At 67.0% G+C, this 15,075-nt stretch carries 9 protein-coding genes; 2 read left to right on the top strand and 7 right to left on the bottom strand.

What is annotated here, in order from left to right:
• Nucleotides 1-32: 32 nt before the first annotated feature.
• From KU887_RS00595 to hemE, 4 genes are all read right to left on the bottom strand, one after another.
• The gene (locus KU887_RS00595; RefSeq protein ID WP_006482201.1) at nt 33-1,172 is read right to left on the bottom strand and encodes a branched-chain amino acid ABC transporter substrate-binding protein; all 1,140 of its coding nucleotides are present in this window, start codon (nt 1,170-1,172) and stop codon (nt 33-35) included.
• A gap of 84 nt (nt 1,173-1,256) precedes the next feature.
• Nucleotides 1,257-5,189 carry a trifunctional transcriptional regulator/proline dehydrogenase/L-glutamate gamma-semialdehyde dehydrogenase gene (putA, locus tag KU887_RS00590; protein WP_060263576.1) on the bottom strand — a complete coding sequence of 1,311 codons (3,933 nt, stop codon included), beginning with the start codon at nt 5,187-5,189 and terminating at the stop codon, nt 1,257-1,259.
• A 380-nt stretch (nt 5,190-5,569) separates the two neighbouring features.
• Complete coding sequence (locus KU887_RS00585; RefSeq protein ID WP_006496309.1) at nt 5,570-7,831, bottom strand: primosomal protein N'; 2,262 nt, start codon at nt 7,829-7,831, stop codon at nt 5,570-5,572.
• A 451-nt stretch (nt 7,832-8,282) separates the two neighbouring features.
• Nucleotides 8,283-9,377, bottom strand: coding sequence for a uroporphyrinogen decarboxylase (hemE, locus tag KU887_RS00580; RefSeq protein ID WP_006482732.1), 1,095 nt, complete (start codon nt 9,375-9,377; stop codon nt 8,283-8,285).
• 149 nt (nt 9,378-9,526) lie between these two features.
• On the opposite strand from hemE, the gene KU887_RS00575 reads away from it, so the two are divergent.
• On the top strand, nt 9,527-10,339 hold the full coding sequence (locus tag KU887_RS00575) for a transporter substrate-binding domain-containing protein (protein WP_006482715.1): 813 nt from the start codon (nt 9,527-9,529) through the stop codon (nt 10,337-10,339).
• Nucleotides 10,340-10,587: 248 nt separating this feature from the next.
• Entirely contained in the window at nt 10,588-10,776 is a 189-nt protein-coding gene (locus KU887_RS00570; protein ID WP_154317707.1) for a hypothetical protein, read from the top strand.
• A gap of 297 nt (nt 10,777-11,073) precedes the next feature.
• Here KU887_RS00570 and KU887_RS00565 read toward each other — a convergent pair whose 3' ends face one another.
• From KU887_RS00565 to atpD, 3 genes are all read right to left on the bottom strand, one after another.
• The gene (locus tag KU887_RS00565; protein ID WP_258251892.1) at nt 11,074-12,801 is read right to left on the bottom strand and encodes an AMP-binding protein; all 1,728 of its coding nucleotides are present in this window, start codon (nt 12,799-12,801) and stop codon (nt 11,074-11,076) included.
• A gap of 282 nt (nt 12,802-13,083) precedes the next feature.
• On the bottom strand, nt 13,084-13,509 hold the full coding sequence (locus KU887_RS00560; RefSeq protein WP_006477288.1) for a F0F1 ATP synthase subunit epsilon: 426 nt from the start codon (nt 13,507-13,509) through the stop codon (nt 13,084-13,086).
• A gap of 121 nt (nt 13,510-13,630) precedes the next feature.
• Nucleotides 13,631-15,025, bottom strand: a complete 1,395-nt coding sequence (atpD, locus tag KU887_RS00555; RefSeq protein WP_006482710.1) for a F0F1 ATP synthase subunit beta — start codon at nt 15,023-15,025, stop codon at nt 13,631-13,633.
• Nucleotides 15,026-15,075 lie beyond the last annotated feature (50 nt).

Here is a 15,075-nt window from a genome sequence, read left to right as displayed (position 1 = left end):
CGCCGCCCGCGCGTCACATCACATCAAGCTGCTTACTTGCCGCCGATGCTCTTCAGCGGCTTCCACTCGCCCTTCTCGACCTTGTACATCGTGATGCCGCCGTTCTTCAGGTCGCCCTTCGCGTCATACGCGACGTGCGTCGACGTGACGCCGGCCATGTCGGTCTTCGCGAGCACCGGCAGGTACTTCGCCGGATCGGTCGAATCGGCCTTCTTCATCGCGTTCAGCATCGCCATCGCGCCGTCGTACGCGTACGGCGAGTACGTCTGCACGTCTTCGCCGAAACGCTTCTTGTACTTGTCGGCGTAGGTCTTGCCGCCCGGCATTTCTTCCAGCGGGAGGCCGGCCAGCGAAGCGATCGTGCCGTCGGCCGCGTTGCCCGCGATCTTCAGGAACGTCGGCGTCTTCACCATTTCGCCGCTCATCAGCGGTGCGTTGAAGCCCAGCGCCTTCATCTGCTTGACCATCGGCGCTGCCTGCGAATCCGCGCCGCCGTAGTAGACGAGGTCCGGCTTCGCCGCCTTCAGCTTCGTGAGAATCGCCTTGAAGTCGACGGCCTTGTCGTTCGTGAATTCGCGGTCGACGATCGTCGCGCCGCCGGCCTTCGCGGCCTTCTCGAACTGGTCGGCGAGACCCTGGCCGTAGGCCGTGCGGTCGTCGACGATCGCGATCTTCTTCATGCCGAGATCCTTCGACGCGAACGTGCCGGCCACCGAGCCCTGCTGCGTGTCGGACGTCATCATGCGGAAGGTCGTCTTGTAGCCTTGCTGCGTGTATTCCGGCGCCGTCGCCATCGCGATTTCCGGAATGCCCGCGTTCGCGTAGATACGCGAAGCCGGAATCGTCGTGCCCGAGTTGAAGTGGCCGAGCATGCCCTTGATGCCGTCGTCGACCAGCTTCTGCGCGACCGTCGTGCCCGTACGCGGGTCAGCCTGGTCGTCCTGCGTGCTCAGCACGAACTTCACCGGCTTGCCGCCGATCTTCGGGTTCGTCGCGTTGAAGTCTTCCAGCGCGAGCACGATCCCGTTCTGCATATCCTTGCCGTAGTGCGCCTGCGCGCCCGTCATCGGCCCTGCGTAACCGATCTTCACGTCATCCGCATGGGCCGTCCCCGCCAGCGACATGACCGCGACGAACGTCGCGCCTGCCACCTTTTTCATCGTGTGTTGCATAGCATCTCCTTGGTACCAGGGTAAATGGAGCGGCTTCGGGATCGCCTTGCCGCTTCCTTTGTTTGATCCGAACGGCAAGGATGATCAGCCGATCGTCATCAAATTCGCATTGCCGCCCGCCGCGGCCGTGTTCACGCTCACCGAGCGTTCCGTCAACAGCCGCTCGAGCGCGTAGTCTTCCGCGTCGCCGTTCTCGAACGCGCCCGCCGACACGCCCTGCACCGACACGATCGGGCCCGGCCGCTGCGCGACGTCCTTCACGAGCGTCTGCAGTTCGTCGCTGTCGCCTTCGAACAGCACCGCGTCGAACGGCGCGTCGGCCTGCTTGCGCACCGCCGCGTGCGCCTTCAGCGACGCCGGCAGCGCGGCGACCAGCGCCTCGCCCGCCGCGCCGGCGAACAGTGCGCGGTTGCCGGTCGCGAGCACCGCCGCGAACTGCGCACGCGCGCCGCCCGGCGTGGCCGCGACACACAGCACCGTGCCGCGCGGGCCGAGTGTATACGTGTTTCGCTCGCCCGTCGGCCCGGTCAGCACCGCGGTCGCGCCGGCCGGCACCTGTGCGAGGTAGCCGTCGCAACGCGCGGCCAGCGCCGGCTCGCGCTGCTCGATCAGCCAGTCGCGCAGCGTCGTGAGCGCCGCCGCCGGATTGCCGCGCGCATCGCTTTCGGTCGCGCCGTCCGCCACCAGCGACTGCGCGAGCGCGCGCGGCAGCCCCGACGGACGCGTCGCGAGCAGGCGCTGCAGGTACAGCGCGCCACCGGCCTTCGGGCCCGTGCCCGACAGCCCTTCGCCGCCGAACGGCTGCACGCCGACCACCGCGCCGATCACGTTGCGGTTCACGTAGATGTTGCCCACGTGCGCATTCGAGATCACGTGCGCGATCGTCTCGTCGATCCGCGTGTGGATGCCGAGCGTCAGCCCGTAGCCGGTCGCGCGGATCTGCTCGAGCAGCTTGTCGAGCTGGCTGCGGCGGTAGCGCACCACGTGCAGCACGGGGCCGAACACTTCACGCTTCAACTCGTCGATGCTGCCGATCTCGATCAGCGTCGGCGGCACGAACGTGCCGTGCGCGCATGCGTCGGGCATCGGCAATTGCGTGACCGTGTGGCCCTTGTCCTTCATCGCCGCGACGTGCGTGTCGATCGTCTGCTTCGCCTCGGCGTCGATCACCGGGCCGACGTCGGTCGACAGCCGGTCCGGGTTGCCGAGCGCCAGCTCGTGCATCGCGCCCTTCAACATCGTCAGCGTGCGGTCCGCGACGTCGTCCTGCAGACACAGAACGCGCAGCGCCGAACACCGTTGACCGGCCGAGTCGAACGACGACTGCATCACGTCCGCGACGACCTGCTCCGCGAGCGCCGACGAATCGACGATCATCGCGTTCTGGCCGCCCGTTTCCGCGATCAGCGGAATCGGCTTGCCGTCCGGGTCGAGGCGCGCGGACAGCGTCTTGTTGATCAGGCGTGCGACTTCGGTCGAACCGGTGAACATCACCGCACGCGTGCGCGCATCGGCGACCAGCGCCGCACCGACGGTCTCGCCGGTGCCCGGCAGCAGTTGCACCGCGCCGGCCGGCACGCCGGCCTCGCGCAGCAGGCGCACGGCTTGCGCGGCGATCAGCGGCGTCTGTTCGGCCGGCTTCGCGAGCACCGTGTTGCCGGCGGCGAGCGCCGCGGCGACCTGGCCCATGAAGATCGCGAGCGGGAAGTTCCACGGGCTGATACAGACCACGGGGCCGAGCGGGCGGTGCGTGTCGTTCGAGAACTCGCCGCGGATCTGCGCCGCGTAGTAGCGCAGGAAGTCGACCGCTTCGCGGATCTCGGCGATCGCGTTCGGCAGCGACTTGCCGGCTTCGCGCACGATCAGGCCCATCAGCGTGTGCATCTGCGCTTCGAGCAGGTCGGCGGCGCGCACCAGGCAATCGGCGCGCGCGTCGACCGGCGTCGCCTGCCAGATCGGCGCGGCGGCCACCGCGTGCGCGAGCGCCGCGCTCACGTGTTCGGACGTCGCTTCGCTCACCGTGCCGACCACGTCGCGCTGGTCGGCCGGGTTGCGCACGTCGCGCGCCGGCGCATCGGCGAGCGCGTCGTCGGCGAGCATCGGCGCCGCGCGCCACGGGTGGTGCGCGCTCGCGAGCAGCGCGGACGACAGCGACGCGAGACGGTGTTCGTTCGACAGGTCGAGGCCCATCGAGTTGGGACGCTCGTCGCCATACAGGTTGCGCGGCAGCGGGATCTTCGCGTGCGGCGCGCCGAGCGGCACGACCTTCGACGCTTCGTCGACCGGATCGGCAACGAGCTCCTTCACCGACACGGTCTTATCGGCGATGCGGTTCACGAACGACGTGTTCGCGCCGTTTTCCAGCAGACGGCGCACGAGGTACGCGAGCAGCGTCTCGTGCGTGCCGACCGGCGCGTACACGCGGCACGGGCGGTTCAGCTTGTCGCGACCGGTGACTTCCTCGTACAGCGGCTCGCCCATCCCGTGCAGGCACTGGAATTCGTACTGGCCCGGGTAGTAGTTCTGGCCCGCGAGCTGGTAGATCGCGGCCAGCGTGTACGCGTTGTGCGTCGCGAACTGCGGGTACACGGCGTCCGGCGCGGCGAGCAGCTTCTTCGCGCACGCGAGGTACGACACGTCGGTGTAGATCTTGCGCGTGTAGACCGGATAGCCTTCGAGGCCGTCGACCTGCGCCCGCTTGATCTCGGTATCCCAGTACGCGCCCTTCACGAGGCGGATCATCAGGCGATGACGGCTGCGGCGCGCGAGATCGATCAGGTAGTCGATCACGAACGGGCAGCGCTTCTGGTAGCCCTGCACGACGAAACCGATGCCGTTCCAGCCGGCGAGCTCCGGATCGAAGCACAGCGCCTCGAGCAGGTCGAGCGACAGTTCGAGACGGTCGGCTTCTTCCGCATCGATGTTCAGGCCGATGTCGTAGCGGCGCGCGAGCAGCGCGAGCGCGCGCACGCGCGGCAGCAGCTCGCTCATCGTGCGGTCCTGCTGCGAGCGCGAGTAGCGCGCATGCAGTGCCGACAGCTTGATCGAGATGCCCGGGCCTTCGTAGATGCCGCGGCCGCCGGCCGCCTTGCCGATCGCGTGGATCGCCTGTTCGTACGACGCGTAGTAGCGCTGCGCGTCCTCTTCGGTGGTCGCCGCTTCGCCGAGCATGTCGTACGAGTAGCGGAAGCCGCGCGCTTCGTACTTGCGGCTGTTCGCGAGCGCTTCGGAAATCGTTTCGCCGGTGACGAACTGCTCGCCCATCAGGCGCATCGCCATGTCGACGCCCTTGCGGATCAGCGGCTCGCCGCCGCGGCCGATCAGGCGCGTGAGCGCCGACGACAGGCCCGCTTCGCTGTTGGTCGTCACGAGCTTGCCGGTGATCATCAGCCCCCAGGTCGCCGCGTTCACGAACAGCGACGGCGCATGGCCGACGTGCGAGCGCCAGTCGCCCTTGCTGATCTTGTCGCGGATCAGCGCGTCGCGCGTCGCACGGTCGGGAATGCGCAGCAGCGCTTCGGCGAGGCACATCAGCGCGACGCCTTCCTGGCTCGACAGCGAAAACTCGTGGATCAGCCCTTCGACGCCGCCGCCCGAGCTCTTCTCGCGCAGCGCCTCGACCAGCTTCGTCGCGAGCGCCTGCACGTCCGCCTGCAGGTTCGCGGGCAAGCGCGCCTGGCCGAGCAGGAACGGCACGCACTCCGGTTCCGGACGGCGGTACGCGGCCGTGATCGCCGCGCGCAGCACCGATTGCGGCTGCACGTTCTGCGCGAACTCGAGGAACGGATGCGGCGAGTTGTCGTCGTCGCCGTCCGCGGCCTGACCGTCGGCGAGCTCCGTCACGCCGCTGTGGCCCGACAGCTCGGGCGGCAACTGGCCGTGCTCGATCCGCTCGAGATACGCGAAGATCGCCTGCTTGATCAGCCAGTGGGGAGTGCGCTCGAGACGCGCGGCGGCGTCCTTGAGGCGCGAGCGGAGAAGGTCGTCGACTTTGACGCCGAGAGTCGTGCTTGCCATGGTGGGTTCGTGCGCCGGTGCGAGCCCGGCAGTGTGGTGTAAGAGGATGCGCGAAATCCTACGGCACGCAATAAAAAGGTGCAACCAAATTGAGAGATAGGTTGCACCCATAAGTTAGTCAATATAATCAGTCACTTACGCGGTTGCAACCTAGGGGTTGCCCGTGGTCGGAGGATCGGTGTTTTCCCTGATCGGGCCGGTTCGGCACGCGTGTGCAACCTTCCGTATGCGCGCAAGCGGCCGAAAACGGGTTGCACTGCGTGGTGTGACGCGGACCGATGCCGGCGGCGGGCAAGCAACGGGAGACGGTTCGGCGCGCCGGGCGGCTGGGGCTTCGCGGCATTCGGCAACGCGCCGTGGCAGGCGCCGCGCGGCGCCGCTCAGATATCCAGCGGATCGACCTCGACGCTCCACCGCAGCACGCCCTTCAGCGCGCGCAGCGCCGGCTGCCATGCACGCAGCGCATGCTGCAGCGCCGCCCGCGACGCGCTTTCGAGCAGCAATTGCGCGCGATGGACGTTCGCGACCTTGACGATCGTCATCGGCACCGCGTCGTAGACGGTCACGCGATCCGCGCCGGGCAGCCCCGGCAACGCGGCCGCGGCCTGCAGCAGGAACGCGAGCGCCGCGTCGAGCGTGCGCCCTTCGGCGCGCAGCAGCGCCTGGTAGACGAACGGCGGCAGGTGCGCGTCGCGCCGCTCGGCGAGCGTCGAATTCGCGAAGCCTACGTAGTCCTGCCGCCCGAGCGCGTGATACAGCGCGTGACGCGGGTAGCGCGTCTGCACCATCACCTCGCCCGGCAGCCCGGCGCGCCCCGCGCGGCCGCTCACCTGCATCAACTGCGCGAACAGCCGCTCGCTCGCGCGGAAGTCGTGCGAGAACAGCGCGGTGTCGGCATTGAGCACGCCGACGAGCGACACGCGCTGGAAGTCGTGCCCTTTCGCGATCATCTGCGTGCCGACCAGGATGTCGACCTCGCCCGCGTGCACGTCGGAAAAAAGCGCCTGCGCGCTGCCCTTGCGGCGCGTGCTGTCCGCATCGATCCGCAGGATCCGCGCGCCCGGCACCGCTTCGGCGAGCGCCTCCTCGATGCGCTGCGTGCCGCGCCCGAGCGGCGCGATGTCGACGTTCCCGCACTCGGGGCACGAGCGCGGAATGCGCGCTTCCCAGCCGCAGTGATGGCAGCGCAGTGCGTGCTCGGGCTTGTGCAGCACGACGTACGCGCTGCAGCGCGGGCAACCGGCCACCCAGCCGCACGCGTCGCACGCGAGCTGCGGCGCGTAACCGCGCCGGTTCAGGAACACGAGGCTCTGTTCGCCGCGTTCGAGCCGCGCCTTCAGCGCCGCGACGAGCGGCCCGGACAGCCCGCCCATCGACGCGCGCCCGCGCCGCCGCTCCTCTTCGAGATCGATCAGCCGCACGGTCGGCAGCGTCGCGTCGGCCACCGCGCGGCGCGACAGCGTGAGACGCGTGTAGCGGCCCTGCTCGGCCTGCCACCAGCTTTCGAGCGACGGCGTCGCCGAGCCGAGCACGACCGTGATGCCGAGCTGCTTCGCGCGCCACACGGCCAGGTCGCGCGCCGAATAGCGCAGTCCCTCCTGCTGCTTGTACGCGGGCTCGTGCTCCTCGTCGACGACGATCAGCGCGAGCGTCGGCATCGACGCGAGCACCGCGAGCCGCGTGCCGAGCACGATCCGCGCGCGGCCGGTGTGCGCGGCGAGCCAGTTGCGCGCCCGTTCGCCTTCGGCGAGCCCGCTGTGCAGCGTGACGATCGCGTCGTCGGCGAGCGCACCCGCGAAGCGCGCGCGAAACGCGGCCTCGAACTGCGGCGTCAGGTTGATTTCGGGCACGAGCACGAGCGCCTGCGCGTCCGGCCGCGCGTCGAGCAGCGACGCGAGCGCATGCAGATAGACCTCGGTCTTGCCGCTGCCCGTCACGCCGTGCAGCAGGAACGGCGCGAAACCGTGCGCCGCGCGGATCGCGTCCAGCGCCTCGGCCTGCTGGTCCGTCAACGCCGGCGGCACAGTTCGTCCACCGTTTGTCGACAGGTTATCCACAGGTTTGGCCACAGGCGTATCGGCCCAGCCGATCTCCTCGACGTCGACCCAGCCGCGCGCCGCCCAGTCGTCGAGTGTCGCGGCCGCCTTCGGATGGAGCGCGCGCGCGTCGGGCAGCGTCAGCGAGCCGGTGTCGACGAGCGCCTGCGCGAGCCGGCGCAGCGCGGCGCCGCGCGCGGGCAACGCGTCGGGCAGCGCCGCGCGGCCGGCTTCGGTCGGCTGGTAGCGCACTTCCGGCGCGAGCAGCCGCCCCCAGCGCCCGGCGTCGCGCAACGCCTGCGGCAGCGCCGGCAACGCGACCTCGCCGCGCCCGCGCTGATAGTAATCGGCGGCGAACGACACGAGCGCGAGCCAGTCCGGCGACAGCGGCGGCAGGTCGGCGCAGATCGCGTCGACCGCGCGCAACCGCGACGGCGGCACATCGGTGTGAGTGGTGACTTCGCAGACGAGGCCGACGGCCTGCCGCTTGCCGAACGGTACCTGCACGAGCGTCCCGGGCACCGGCGCCGGCTGCGCGTCGCAGCGGTAGTCGAACAGCGTGGCGAGCGGATGGTCGAGCGCGACGCGCAGGTAGGTGCCGCTCATTGCGACGCTCCGGCGGCGGCAGCACGCGAGGTACGGACGGCTTGCATCCGCGCCCGCATCGCGACGGCGAACTTAAAGTAAAACTTCAGATTCGGCGCTAAGTTTTGGATTCGCATTAGGAATCGCCGTATACCCTGCCCAGCCTGTGGATAACTTTGTTGAGAACTCGCCGCTCAACGGCCGCAACGCGCGCGGGGCCGTGCTTTGCGCTGTTTTTCGCTGCTTGCTGCGGTGCCCCGCGAAGCCTTATTCCATAAGGCTGCTATTCAAATTACCGAACCATAGCGAGACAAATTGACCGATACGGGGCTCTACCGCGCTGCAACGTGGAAAATGTGTATAAGTCAAGTCTTGACAAGCACCGAATCGGCAGCGGGAGCGGGGTTGCGCCCTGTTTAGTTTCAGCAACGAAACGCTGTCATCCTGCAGTGCAGCATGACAGCGCTTGCGTTCAGCCCGCTGCTCCGCTACGGATCGCGCGGCTGTGGGTATGCACTTCGTCGACGAGTTCGGCGACGTGATCGGGCGACGTGAATTGCGAAATGCCGTGCCCGAGGTTGAACACGTGGCCCGGATGGTTGCCGTAGCTGTCGAGCACCGCGCGCGCCTGTTCACGCACCGCGGCCGGCGGCGCGAACAGGATCGTCGGGTCGAGGTTGCCCTGCAGCGCCACGCGCCCCGCGACGCGCTCACGCGCGGCGCCGAGGTTGACCGTCCAGTCGAGCCCGACCGCGTCGACGCCGGTCGCCGCGATCTCCTCGAGCCACAGCCCGCCGCCCTTCGTGAACGTGATCACCGGCACGCGCTCGCCGTCGTGCTCGCGCTTGAGCTGCGACACCACGCGGCGGATATAGTCGAGCGAGAAGCGCTGATACGCGCCGTCGGCCAGCGCACCGCCCCACGTATCGAAGATCATCACGGCCTGCGCGCCCGCTTCGATCTGCGCGTTCAGGTACGCGGCCACCGCCTGCGCGTTCACGTCGAGGATCCGGTGCATCAGATCCGGGCGCGAATACGCCATCGACTTCACCGTGCGGAAATCGTCCGAGCCGCCGCCTTCGACCATGTAGCACGCGAGCGTCCACGGGCTGCCCGAAAAGCCGATCAGCGGCACGCGCTGACGGCCCTGAGCGTCGGTGAGCGCGCGGCGGATCTCGCGCACGGCGCCCGTCACGTAGCCGAGCGTCGCCTCGATGTCCGGCACCGCGAGCTTCGCGACGTCGGCCTCGGTGCGCACCGGATGCGCGAACTTCGGCCCTTCGCCGACCTGGAAGTCGAGGCCGAGCCCCATCGCGTCGGGAATCGTCAGAATGTCCGAGAACAGGATCGCGGCGTCGAGCGGGAAGCGCTCGAGCGGCTGCAGCGTCACCTCGGTCGCGTAGTCGGGATTCTTTGCGAGGCCGAGGAAGCTGCCGGCGCGCGCGCGTGTCGCGTTGTATTCGGGCAGGTAGCGGCCGGCCTGGCGCATCAGCCAGATCGGCGTGTAGTCGGTCGGCTCGCGCAGAAGCGCACGCAGGAAGGTGTCGTTGAGCAGGTTATGGGCCACGGTAGGAGCGACGATGCGAAGGCAAAGCGGCATTTTACCGGACAGCCGCGCTCGGGCTGCGCATGCCGATGCGATGGCGGCCATATGACGCGCGCGATGGCTCCGTTATGATCGGACGCTCATATCGAACCGAACGAAGGAGGAGACCGATGAAGACATTCGCCACGCTTGCCACGCTCGCTGCTGCCGCCGCGTTTTGCTGCGCCGCCGCGCACGCGCAGAGTACGGCCACTGCGGCGCCTGCGAGCGCCGCTACCGCCGGCTCGCGGCTCGACGACGTGCTCGCGCGCGGCGCGCTGCGCGTGTGCACGACGGGCGACTACAAGCCGTATTCGTACTATCGCGCGGACGGCCGCTTCGAGGGCATCGACATCGACATGGCCGAATCGCTCGCGAAATCGCTCGGCGTGAAGACCGACTACGTGAAGACGAGCTGGTCGAACCTCACCAACGACTTCGTCGCGAAATGCGACATCGCGGTGGGCGGCGTGTCGACGACGCTCGAGCGCCAGAAGCGCGTGTTCTTCACGCAGCCGTACGTGGTCGACGGCAAGACGCCGATCGTGCGCTGCGCGGATGCCGACAAATACCAGACCGTCGCGCAGATCGACCGGCCCGAGACCCGTGTGATCGTCAATCCGGGCGGCACCAACGAACGGTTCGCGAAGCAGTTCTTCACGCACGCGAACCTGACCGTCTATCCGGACAACGTGACGATCTTCAAGCAGATCCTCGCGGGCAAGGCCGACGTGATGGTGACGGATGCGTCCGAGACGCTGCTGCAGCAAAAGCTGAATCCGGGCCTGTGCTCGGTGCATCCGGACAAGCCGTTCCAGTTCGGCGAGAAGGCGTACATGGTGCCGCGCGGCGACGTCGTGTTCCAGCAGTACGTCGACCAGTGGCTGCATCTCGCGCGCTCGACCGGCGAGTACCAGGCCATTTCGGACAAGTGGCTGAAGTAGGCGGCCCGCGCCGCGGCGGCCGATAACGGGCACCGACCCCGCGGCCGCCGGGGTGCCGACATCTCGCCGGAAGCGGCGGCCGCCCGGCCGCCGTTACACCTTCCGTCCGCGCCGCCGCCCTTCGCCATCGGCTCAAAACCCGCCGATTGGCCGAACGGCCGACTTCCGCGCATTCCGATCACGTTTCAAAATCTTTCTGACGAATGAATCGTCATGCGCGGTATCGGTCGCGCCGTGCACTTTCTCGCGTGAAAATCGGCAATTCATCGCGCCCGATACGCGTGAAAAACGCATCGCGCGCACACCCTGAAAACGCGATGGAAAATATGGGTAAAAATGACCTTTTTCAGGACCCCGAAAACAGCAAAAAATCCCGGAAAGCCTTATCTGGCGGGCGTTACAACCTGAAACACTTTGTTACCGCGACGGGTCATTAATTCGCCCACAATGGCCTCAACGGTTTCAACACGGATGCGGTCTCGTGTGCCAAGTGTGAGCGGACGCGAAGCGCTGCGAGCCAGTCGGTCACGTACCGAAGCCCTTCCGGGGGGCATCCCTGTTGGAGTCGTTTCCGGCCCCCCGCCGGACTCGGTTTCATCTTTGGTCTCCTCGCGCTAACCCCGTAGCGTGTGGTTTTTAGCGGGCTAATAAGCCCGCTTTTTTTCGTCCATCGAAAACGTAACGGCCTGCACAGGCCGCCACGTTTTTCCCGCATTTTCCGGCATCGTCCCGCTTCAAGCGGTCTTCTGCACGTCGAGCTTCAGCTCCTCGATCATCCGGTCGCGCATCACGAACTTCTGCACCTTGCCCGTCACCGTCATCGGCAGCTCGTCGACGAAGCGGATATAGCGCGGGATCTTGTAGTGCGCGATCTGCCCGTTGCAGAACGCGCGCACGTCGTCCTCGGTCATCTGCTCGTCCGCGCGCAGCACGATCCACGCGCACAGCTCCTCGCCGTACTTCGCATCGGGCACGCCGAACACCTGCGCGCTCTGGATCTTCGGATGCCGGAACAGGAATTCCTCGATTTCGCGCGGATAGACGTTCTCGCCGCCGCGAATCACCATGTCCTTCAGGCGGCCGACGATGTTGCAGTAACCGTCCGCATCGAGCGTCGCGAGGTCGCCGGTATGCATCCAGCCGTCGACCAGCACCTCGCGTGTCTTCGCGTCGTCGTCCCAGTAGCCGAGCATCACCGAATAGCCCTTCGTGCACAGCTCGCCCGTCGCGCCGACCGGCACGATGTCGCCGCTCGGATCGACGATCTTCACTTCGAGATGCGGCTGGATGCGGCCGACCGTCGTCGTGCGCTTCTCCAGCGGATCGTCGGTCGAGCTCTGGAACGACACGGGGCTCGTCTCCGTCATCCCGTACGCGATCGTGATTTCAGAAAGGTGCATCTGCGACACGACGCGCTTCATCGTCTCGATCGGGCACGGCGAGCCGGCCATGATCCCGGTGCGCAGCGTCGACAGGTCGAATTTCGCGAATTCCGGATGGTCGAGCTCGGCGATGAACATCGTCGGCACGCCATGCAGCGCGGTGCAACGTTCTTCGGCCACCGCCGCGAGCGTCGCGACCGGATCGAACGCTTCGCCGGGGAATACCATCGCGGCGCCCTTCGACACGCACGCGAGCACGGCCAGCACCATCCCGAAGCAGTGATAGAGCGGCACCGGGATGCAGAGCGAATCCTGTTCGGTGAAACGCATCGCCATCGCGATCGAGCGCGCGTTGTTGACGACGTTGCGGTGCGTGAGCGTCGCGCCCTTCGGGCTGCCGGTCGTGCCGCTCGTGAACTGGATGTTGATCGGATCGTTGGCCGAGAGCGTCGCGCCGATCGCATCGAGCAGCGCCGGATCGACGGCCCGGCGGCCACGCGCCATCACGTCCGCGAAGCGGAACATGCCGGCAGGCGCCACCTCGCCCATCGACACGATCGTGCGCAGGCTCGGCACGCGCGCCGCATGCAGGTCGCCCGGCGTCGCGGTCGCGAGCTCCGGCGCGATGGTCTGCAGCATCTCGACGTACGCGGAGCTCTTGAAGCGCTCGGCTGCGATCACGGCCTTGCAGCCGACCTTGTTCAGCGCGTATTCGAGTTCCGACAGCCGGTAGGCCGGATTGATGTTGACGAGCACCGCGCCGATCCGCGCGGTCGCGAACTGCGTGAGCAGCCATTCGCTGCGGTTCGGCGAACAGATGCCGACGCAGTCGCCCTTCACGATCCCGAGCGCGGCGAGCCCTGCCGCCAGCACGTCGATCTCGTTCGCGAACTCGCGCCAGGTCCAGCGCACCTGCTGCTCGCGGAACACGACGGCCGGGCGGTCGGGAAAGCGGCCGGCCGTGTCGAGCAGGAACCGGCCGATCGTCGCTTCGGATAGCGGCACGTCGGTTGCACCACGCACGTACGACAAGCCGTTCTCGGGCGCGATCAGCGCGCCCACGCCAAGGTCTGCTGCCATGAATGTCTCCGTCCTTTGGGTCTGATCGGCCCGCGCGCGTGCTGCGCGCCTCCGCCGCAACGCTCGCGACGAGCGGCCTCACCGCGGATGATGCCGCGCTCCGCTGACGGTACTCTGACATCAAATCGCGGTGGACGGATGAAATAGCACGATCGGACGCAATGATCCGGCCCGAAAAACGCAGACGAAATGCGGGCGAAACACGGAGGAAGCGTGGACGAAGCCCAGACGAAAAAAAAGCAGCCCGAAGGCTGCTTTCTTTCGCGGGATACGCGGCGCGGCTCAGTGCCGGCTGCGGATCTTCGCCAGACGCTGGATCGCCTCGAGCTGCGCCATCGCGGTCGCGAGCTCGGATTGCGCTTTCGCGAGGTCGAGATCCGACTTCGCGTTCTGCAGCGTTTCCTCGGCACGCTTGCGCGCTTCCTCGGCTTTCGCCGCGTCGAGGTCCTTGCCGCGGATCGCGGTATCGGCGAGCACCGTCACGGCGCCCGGCTGCACTTCGAGAATGCCGCCCGCGACGAACACGAATTCGTCGTTGCCGCCCTCGACCTCGATGCGCACCGCACCCGGACGAATCCGGGTAATGAGCGGCGTGTGACCCGGCAGAATGCCCAGCTCACCCGTTTCGCCCGGCAGCGCGACGAATTTCGCCTCGCCCGAGAAGATCTGCTCTTCCGCGCTGACGACGTCTACTTTGATGGTTGCCATATCGACTCCAATCTCATCCACGGGTTGAGCGTATTGCGGCCGGCGCAGGCGGCCGGAATACAAGTCATTGCTGACTCATTGCTCCGGCCGGCGCTCGCCGGCTTGCGACTCACTCAAGCCCTTACTGGATCTTCTTGGCCTTTTCGAAGGCTTCGTCGATCGTGCCGACCATGTAGAACGCCTGTTCCGGCAGGTGGTCGCACTCGCCGTCGACGATCATCTTGAAGCCGCGGATCGTTTCCTTCAGCGGCACGTACTTGCCCGGCGAGCCCGTGAACACTTCAGCAACGTGGAACGGCTGCGACAGGAAACGCTGGATCTTACGCGCACGGGCGACCGACAGCTTGTCTTCCGGCGACAGTTCGTCCATGCCCAGAATCGCGATGATGTCGCGCAGTTCCTTGTAGCGCTGCAGCGTCTGCTGAACGCGACGGGTGATCGAGTAGTGCTCTTCACCGATCACGTTCGGGTCGATCTGGCGCGACGTCGAGTCGAGCGGGTCGACCGCCGGGTAGATACCCAGCGAAGCGATGTCACGCGACAGAACGACGGTTGCGTCCAGGTGGCCGAAGGTCGTCGCCGGCGACGGGTCGGTCAAGTCGTCCGCAGGGACGTACACGGCCTGGACCGACGTAATCGAGCCCTTCTTGGTCGACGTGATGCGCTCTTGCAGCTTGCCCATTTCTTCAGCCAGCGTCGGCTGATAGCCCACTGCCGACGGCATACGGCCGAGCAGTGCCGACACTTCGGTACCGGCCAGCGTGAAACGGTAGATGTTGTCGACGAAGAACAGCACGTCGAGGCCTTCGTCACGGAAGTGCTCGGCCATCGTCAGGCCGGTCAGCGCGACGCGCAGACGGTTGCCCGGCGGCTCGTTCATCTGGCCGTACACCAGCGCGACCTTGTCGAGAACGTTCGAGTCCTTCATTTCGTGGTAGAAGTCGTTCCCTTCACGGGTACGCTCGCCCACGCCCGCGAACACGGAGTAACCGCCGTGTTCCTTCGCGATGTTGTTGATGAGCTCCATCATGTTGACGGTCTTGCCCACGCCTGCACCACCGAACAGGCCAACCTTGCCGCCCTTTGCGAACGGGCAGATCAGGTCGATGACCTTGATACCCGTTTCGAGCAGTTCGGTCGACGGCGACAGTTCGTCGAACGCCGGTGCCTTCTGGTGGATCGAACGCGTCACGTCGCTGTCGATCGGGCCGGCTTCGTCGATCGGACGGCCGAGCACGTCCATGATTCGGCCGAGGGTCGGCTTGCCGACCGGCACCGAGATCGGCTTCGCCGTGTTCTTCACGGTCAGGCCGCGGCGCAGGCCGTCGGATGCACCCAGACAAATGGTACGGACCACGCCGTCACCCAGCTGCTGCTGGACTTCGAGCGTCAGTTCCGAGCCATCGAGAATGAGCGCGTCGTAGATCTTCGGCATGCTGTCGCGCGGGAATTCCACGTCGATAACGGCGCCGATGCACTGTACGATCTTGCCTTCTACCAAAGCAGCAGTACTCATCGCTTTTCCTTTAAATACCTGATTCTTTACTCGCGCAAAGGCGCAGTTGT

Origin of the sequence: Burkholderia sp. EMB26, from assembly GCF_024730645.1 — a bacterium.
Lineage (GTDB): Bacteria > Pseudomonadota > Gammaproteobacteria > Burkholderiales > Burkholderiaceae > Burkholderia > Burkholderia cenocepacia.
Note: the sequence above shows the minus strand (reverse complement) of the source record. Positions and strands in the feature narration are given on the sequence as shown.

Excerpts from the sequence above, each read along its gene's own strand:
- KU887_RS00595 (WP_006482201.1), bottom strand. The coding sequence starts at position 1,172 with ATGCAACACACGATGAAAAAGGTGGCAGGCGCGACGTTCGTCGCGGTC.
- putA (WP_060263576.1), bottom strand. The coding sequence starts at position 5,189 with ATGGCAAGCACGACTCTCGGCGTCAAAGTCGACGACCTTCTCCGCTCG.
- KU887_RS00585 (WP_006496309.1), bottom strand. The coding sequence starts at position 7,831 with ATGAGCGGCACCTACCTGCGCGTCGCGCTCGACCATCCGCTCGCCACG.
- KU887_RS00575 (WP_006482715.1), top strand. The coding sequence starts at position 9,527 with ATGAAGACATTCGCCACGCTTGCCACGCTCGCTGCTGCCGCCGCGTTT.
- KU887_RS00565 (WP_258251892.1), bottom strand. The coding sequence starts at position 12,801 with ATGGCAGCAGACCTTGGCGTGGGCGCGCTGATCGCGCCCGAGAACGGC.
- KU887_RS00560 (WP_006477288.1), bottom strand. The coding sequence starts at position 13,509 with ATGGCAACCATCAAAGTAGACGTCGTCAGCGCGGAAGAGCAGATCTTC.
- atpD (WP_006482710.1), bottom strand. The coding sequence starts at position 15,025 with ATGAGTACTGCTGCTTTGGTAGAAGGCAAGATCGTACAGTGCATCGGC.